The 5,771-nt window shown below is 31.9% G+C and carries 15 protein-coding genes; 1 reads left to right on the top strand and 14 read right to left on the bottom strand.

Annotation, left to right across the window (positions count from 1 at the left end; all coding sequences use genetic code 11):
• On the top strand, positions 1-364 hold a 364-nt coding region (locus Q0L44_RS04745), incomplete at its 5' end, for a hypothetical protein (protein ID WP_296635975.1).
• Positions 365-367: 3 nt separating this feature from the next.
• On the opposite strand, the gene Q0L44_RS04740 is transcribed toward Q0L44_RS04745, so the two are convergent.
• From Q0L44_RS04740 to Q0L44_RS04675, 14 genes are all read right to left on the bottom strand, one after another.
• Positions 368-628, bottom strand: a complete 261-nt coding sequence (locus Q0L44_RS04740; protein WP_296635971.1) for a hypothetical protein — start codon at positions 626-628, stop codon at positions 368-370.
• The gene (locus tag Q0L44_RS04735) at positions 628-795 is read right to left on the bottom strand and encodes a hypothetical protein (protein WP_296635968.1); all 168 of its coding nucleotides are present in this window, start codon (positions 793-795) and stop codon (positions 628-630) included. The genes Q0L44_RS04740 and Q0L44_RS04735 overlap by 1 nt, the downstream gene beginning before the upstream one ends.
• Before the next feature lies 1 nt (position 796).
• Positions 797-1,780, bottom strand: coding sequence for a hypothetical protein (locus tag Q0L44_RS04730; RefSeq protein WP_296635966.1), 984 nt, complete (start codon positions 1,778-1,780; stop codon positions 797-799).
• A 283-nt stretch (positions 1,781-2,063) separates the two neighbouring features.
• Entirely contained in the window at positions 2,064-2,384 is a 321-nt protein-coding gene (locus tag Q0L44_RS04725) for a hypothetical protein (protein WP_296635963.1), read from the bottom strand.
• Positions 2,385-2,459: 75 nt separating this feature from the next.
• A complete protein-coding gene (locus Q0L44_RS04720) occupies positions 2,460-2,954 on the bottom strand; it encodes a hypothetical protein (RefSeq protein ID WP_296635960.1) in 495 nt (164 codons plus the stop codon).
• On the bottom strand, positions 2,938-3,738 hold the full coding sequence (locus tag Q0L44_RS04715) for a recombinase family protein (RefSeq protein WP_296635958.1): 801 nt from the start codon (positions 3,736-3,738) through the stop codon (positions 2,938-2,940). The genes Q0L44_RS04720 and Q0L44_RS04715 overlap by 17 nt, the downstream gene beginning before the upstream one ends.
• Positions 3,731-3,904, bottom strand: a complete 174-nt coding sequence (locus tag Q0L44_RS04710) for a hypothetical protein (RefSeq protein WP_296635954.1) — start codon at positions 3,902-3,904, stop codon at positions 3,731-3,733. The genes Q0L44_RS04715 and Q0L44_RS04710 overlap by 8 nt, the downstream gene beginning before the upstream one ends.
• Positions 3,904-4,149: a hypothetical protein gene (locus Q0L44_RS04705; RefSeq protein ID WP_296635952.1), complete on the bottom strand. Its 246-nt coding sequence runs from the start codon at positions 4,147-4,149 to the stop codon at positions 3,904-3,906. The genes Q0L44_RS04710 and Q0L44_RS04705 overlap by 1 nt, the downstream gene beginning before the upstream one ends.
• Complete coding sequence (locus Q0L44_RS04700) at positions 4,149-4,463, bottom strand: hypothetical protein (RefSeq protein ID WP_296635946.1); 315 nt, start codon at positions 4,461-4,463, stop codon at positions 4,149-4,151. Before Q0L44_RS04700 ends, Q0L44_RS04705 begins: the two co-directional genes overlap by 1 nt.
• The gene (locus tag Q0L44_RS04695; RefSeq protein ID WP_296635944.1) at positions 4,463-4,681 is read right to left on the bottom strand and encodes a hypothetical protein; all 219 of its coding nucleotides are present in this window, start codon (positions 4,679-4,681) and stop codon (positions 4,463-4,465) included. The genes Q0L44_RS04700 and Q0L44_RS04695 overlap by 1 nt, the downstream gene beginning before the upstream one ends.
• The gene (locus Q0L44_RS04690; RefSeq protein WP_296635942.1) at positions 4,681-4,896 is read right to left on the bottom strand and encodes a hypothetical protein; all 216 of its coding nucleotides are present in this window, start codon (positions 4,894-4,896) and stop codon (positions 4,681-4,683) included. The genes Q0L44_RS04695 and Q0L44_RS04690 overlap by 1 nt, the downstream gene beginning before the upstream one ends.
• Positions 4,897-4,988: 92 nt before the next feature.
• Positions 4,989-5,294, bottom strand: a complete 306-nt coding sequence (locus tag Q0L44_RS04685) for a hypothetical protein (RefSeq protein WP_296635940.1) — start codon at positions 5,292-5,294, stop codon at positions 4,989-4,991.
• On the bottom strand, positions 5,294-5,545 hold the full coding sequence (locus Q0L44_RS04680) for a hypothetical protein (protein WP_296635938.1): 252 nt from the start codon (positions 5,543-5,545) through the stop codon (positions 5,294-5,296). The genes Q0L44_RS04685 and Q0L44_RS04680 overlap by 1 nt, the downstream gene beginning before the upstream one ends.
• On the bottom strand, positions 5,545-5,771 hold a 227-nt coding region (locus Q0L44_RS04675; RefSeq protein ID WP_296635935.1), incomplete at its 5' end, for a hypothetical protein. The genes Q0L44_RS04680 and Q0L44_RS04675, both read right to left, overlap by 1 nt.

Genomic DNA, 5,771 nt, shown 5'->3' with positions numbered 1-5,771 from the left:
TTTCTTTAGTGCAAAAGAAGAGATAGATAAGAAAGCAAAAAAAAATGATAGTCTAGGACTAAAAGGTCAGCTAGGAATTGACACAGTAGCACAAGAAATAATTGATAGAAAGATCGCACATAGGGAAGAAATGGAACTATCCAACCTTCTAAATTTATCATTTGGTCCTGGCACATATAATGAAATCAAACAAGAAAGATTAAGAAGAAAAAAAGAAGCAAAGGCTAAAGCTTTAAGAATAAAACAACAAGCCGAAAAAAAAAGAAAAGAATTAATACAAGGTATATCAATAATAACAGCAATTGTTTTCGGTGGCGCATTTATATTATTTTCTATATATATCCTTGTAAAATTTCTAGTATAAATTCTATTTAGACCTAACTATATTACTGTTAGGATCTTTCGCATATATACTTCTAGCAATGCCTGGAACATTTGTAACATACCCTTTTATTTTTAATTGATTAACTATATGGTGTACCTGGCTAACACTTTTAAATTTCATAAACTCTTGTATTTCAGCATACGTTGGTGGGTATTCCATATCCTCAAAATAATCTTTTATAAAATCCCATACTTTTTTTTGTTTCGGTGTAAAAAAAGATGAGGGTATTTTTTTTTCTTCCATTATATTTTATCCTTTCCATAATTATTTTTTTCGTCTGGCTCCATTACAAATTCTCTATAACATCTGCCACAATAGTTTCTGCCGTTTTCATGTATTTCTGCTTTTTTACCACAGTAGAAACAGTCAGGTTTACTAGCATTTCTCCAGGCATCATCAAAGGTACCCACGTTAAATCTCTTTTACTTTAATAGACTTGGATCGAGAAGATTCTCTAGCATTTACAAAATACCCTTTCTTAGCTGGATTAGTTTTCCATTCAACTCTATACCCTTGTCCTTCTGCTGTAGAATGATTACCAATAATAGACATAAAATATGCAGTACATTCATCCTTTATTTTTTGACCAGATTTAATTAATGCACAAGCATCAAGATATTTACTTATTATTTCTTTATCAGTATTAACTAACTTCACAGGTGGTAAACCAAAATCTTCTATATAAGTATTACTACCATCAAAAGGATCTTCAACATCATACCAATCAGTAACCCCTTCTATCTCAAAAGTTTTTAATCTGTAATTAAAATCGACACAGGCATTTGATATTTGTTTTTGCATTTCTGTGTCCTCTTGATATACATATATTCTTAAATTTATTCCTCCATATAGTGTAGGTATTGCACACCATTTATATCCAGTACACATCATAAGACCTTGAGCCTGGACTACACCTCTAAACATAGCTGGAAGATCAGAAGGTCTAGCCGAAGTTAACTTAGCTTCAAGTATACCTGGACCATCTAATATTACAGCACCATCTGGAGTATAGATCCCCTTCTCAGGTTCATTACGTACAGTAGAATTTTTACCGTATCCAACACCATCTGGAGATCCTTGCAATGGCAAAGTTTTATGAACTACTTTTTTATCTATATCAATATCAGCTTTAATTTTTAATTTAGATGCACAAGCTAAGAGTATTTCATTCTCAAACGTATTCCCCCAATGCATAGCAGTAAATGGTTCTGGTTCGCTTCTTCTGTAATCTTTACTCATTGCATCAATGCAACCTTTTAAAACACTGTTCCTGGTTTTAAATGGATCTTTAGCACCTACAAACGGTGCAAGCTGGCTACATGATAATTTAGTATCGTCTGTTAACTTACCTACCATGACCACTTCTCCATTGTTTCCATTATATAATGAACCCAAAATAATGCGCTTATACTTCCAGCAATTAATACTAGTAATATGAATGTTTGTTCTATATAATCATAAGCTATGGTATTTCTTAACAGTCTTAATTTTCTAAACAGACTGACTAGTGTCTGAACTAAAACCTCTCTTATCGTAATATATGTTATGCGAACTCGTAATGCCATCTATACTTCTCCTATTTTTTAATACACCATATATAGCCTAGTGTTAAAGGCTTTCTGCTAGTTTCTAGTTGTCTTCTAATTGTGTTCATAATCTATTCTACTATCCAAACGTTTTAACGTACATTTTTATAATCAATTAAAGGACCTTTTACTTTTTTACCGTCCTTATATTTATTATTCCAGGATTCATCAGCCGTTTCAATTAAGGCTCTATGTGCTTTATAAATTTCCATTCTAGCACTAGCTACTTTTCTATATCCAGCAACACGATCTTTCATAATACCGTTTAAAGCTTCTGATAATTGTTGGAAGACAAACTGTGCTGTTTTAACGTGTGATAAATATTCCATTGGTATCGTAATCCTGTTTGCCGTTTTTGAATACAGTCCTGTATTTTTATAAAAATCTCTATTCTGTATTTGTTTCTTATCCATACGTCCTCCTATCTATTAATATATTTGTTTTGTTTATTTATGTAAATAACCATTAATTGCGCATGAGTTGCATTATTATAGGTGTAATGCTTTTAACAAATTATGCGATTTTTGTATGTCTGATTTATCATGCGCAAAGAATCTAGCTAAAGCATAAACCTCCCATAGTTTAATTCGTATACTGGTTGGTAAAATAAGTGTTTCCTTGTTGTTCATAGGATTTACTTTTTTAAATACCCAACCTTCTGCAACCGAAGTTTTTATAACTTGAGAAATAGCATTTCTTGTAAAACATGTTCGCTGTTCTAATGAAGATAATATGCACAAATTTTTGGCATAATAATCTGAAATAATAGTGCGACTAATTACAAATCGAACCATAGTGCTACCCATATAGTTTACTAATCTTTTGTGTTTATCTCTTAATTTTATATCACCACCATATAACGTTGGTATGTGTTTATCGTTAGTCAAAATATCATTATTAGTATAATTAATAGGTCCAATCTCTAACTGTGCTACCGTTGATGCATATTGTGTTAGTACTTTATCTTTAACTGTTTGATCCATATATACCTCCTCGTATCATTATGTTTCGTAAACTCGACATCTTATTAACTGATTTACCATCTGCATCTACACCGATCCACATAGTACCCCTGATTGGTCTAACTCCCCTAGCCTGTAATTCTTTGGCTATCTCTCGTAATGAAGTATTGCCTAGTTTTTTTATCTTAATAATTTCTTTACAAATCCTATCAGCCTCTTGGTTGCTTTTATCCTGGATTGCTTTTGTACCGATCTGTGATCCTATACTAGCATTAGGACTACCAAGCTTTGTCACTTTATGTTGATTACCTAACAGATCCGTCTTAATAAAAAAACCATCATCTTTTATTTGTTGTTTTCTAACAGCTAATGCCTTTTTAGTATTATCTCTAATACGACTAGCTTCATGTTCAGCTATAGTCATCATTAAAGTAAGCATCATTTTATTAGTAGCTGGATTATCAAACTGAGGAATATCACAAGCTATAAAATTTACATTGCTATCCATCATCTTGGTTAAAAAAGAAACGTTCCTGGCTAATCTATCCAGCCTGGCAATAATAAGAGTGCAGTTTCGAGCCTGGCAATAGTCCAAAGCTTTACGCAATTCTGGTCTATGCCTATCGGTCTTACGTCCAGACTCTTTTTCTGTGAACTCTGCTTCCATGTTCCAGTCGCCACCGTTCAAGTGCTGTTCGACTGCTACCTTTTGTGCATCCAATCCAAGGGACTGTTTGTTGGTACTAACTCTGTAGTATGCAACGTATCGTCCCTTGTGTGGTTTGCCAGCTTTATTTCTAACCAAGATATGACTCCTGTTTTTTAAGATTAAAATATTTTTTAACCCAAAACTTTTCTTTTCTTTTTAGTTCTAATATTTCATCTTGTAATTGCTTTACAAAAAAAGTATTTTTGTTATCCATTCTATTTCTTGCTCTAGCAATTGCATTAATATATTCTGATTGTTTCATTATGCATTCTCCTCTTGTAATTTAAAAACTGCATCAGCTATTTTAATTATTATTTTGCCAATACCTGATCCCCTATCATATCCAGATAAAAAATCTCCCATGTTGTTTTCTATATAGTCTGCAACCTCTCCTACTCTTCCATCTTTAAAAGTAAGGTCATACATATAATCAGTAACTTGACCACCAGCACCAGTCTTATAAATGGCGCTGGCTATCTGCTGAATATCTTGTTGCGTTACGTTCATTAAGCACTATCCTCTTGTAATTGTTTTAAATATTCTTTTGATTCCCACATTCCGTCTAGAGTGTAAGAAAGTTCATCACAATAAATTCCGTTAACTTCATTTACTGTATTTAATCTATTGTTTTTGATTGTAATATCGTAAGTATCAGATGCGTTTAATTTAATATAAACATGAGCAAATTTATATTTACTTGTATTTCTTATATTAAAATATAATCCTTGTTCTATCGCAGTAAATTTATTTGCTCCAGCACACCATAGGATTTGTTTATTAATTTGATTTCTTATTGTGTTTGCTACTTGTAAGTTTGTCATTAAGCACCTCCTTTGTTATTGTTTTTGTTTTCTACTATCATGTTTTCTAGTCTTTTTATATTTTCTTCAGCTGTATAAACATATCTCCAATATTTTTTATCTTTAAAATCTATTAGTTTTTCTAATTCTATAATTTGTAATCTAAGATTTTTGATTGTTGTATAGTCTTTCTTAATGTATTTTTTTAGGTCTTGGTTTTCTTTTTTAACTGTTGTCATTAAGCTACCTCCTTTTGTTTTTTGATTGTTAAGATAAAATAACCACAACAGTTACTAATGTTGTAACCGATAAAGTCATTGTCCTCATACTTTGTTATATAGTCCCTAGTAGTAAAGTAAGCACCTTCTATACCTAGTGTGTATCTTAAATCTCTGGTAGTTTCTTTTGCTACCCTAAAACTTTTATCGGTACAAGGCTCACAACCGTCAACCATACCGTTAAATTTACTTCTAGTTGATATGTATAGTTGATCCCTATTCTTTCTTATAAAAGCTTTTAGTGTATTTTTGTTTACTAATGGTTTCATTAAGCATTCTCCTTATTTTTCCATTTCTTTATAAATCTTTCTAACTGTCTTTTCTCTTTCATGTGTATTGAATACATATCATCTTCTGGGGACATACCAAACATACTATCTAAACCTAAATTTTCATTAGCCATATCCAACCTGTTCTTGGCTTCAGCTATAATAATATCTTTAGTGTAGTAACCTAACATACCTTCAAATGAACCATCATGAAATCCACATTCTTTATCAACCTCATTTAATTGAATTACTAACTCATCTACTTTCATTGCATCTTTTAACATTACTTTTATATCGTTTGTCACTAAGCATCCTCCTTTCTCATTTGCGCACCGATACTGCTCAATATTATATCCATTGCCTCTTCTTCACTAATGAAGTTCATGTTATTAAGATTTCTACATACTTCCTCTATTATTTTTTTTGTACCTGTTGGAAGTGTGTTATCTACCAGGTAACCTGGTTTATCTCTCCTGGCTAGTATAACCTCGTAAATCATGTTACCGTTTTCTTCTTTCTTTAGTTGCGCACCGTATGCGTAGTTTATTTTAGTCATTAAGCACCTCCTTGGTTATATTTAATAATTTCATCTACCATAAATTTGGCATCTCTAAGGGTGTTGGTTGACTCAAAAGGAATAGTTTCCCCTTGCTCTCTTATATTCCAACCACCACTAAACCTATCTTTATAACTTTGTATTTCATAATCTCTATATATGTAAATACTTCCGTCATAGTCTTTACTAATTAACTTAGCTTTGTACTTCATATTACTCCTTTCTG

Source organism: Polaribacter sp., from assembly GCF_024639685.1.
Taxonomy (GTDB): Bacteria; Bacteroidota; Bacteroidia; order Flavobacteriales; family Flavobacteriaceae; genus Polaribacter.
Note: the sequence above shows the minus strand (reverse complement) of the source record. Positions and strands in the feature narration are given on the sequence as shown.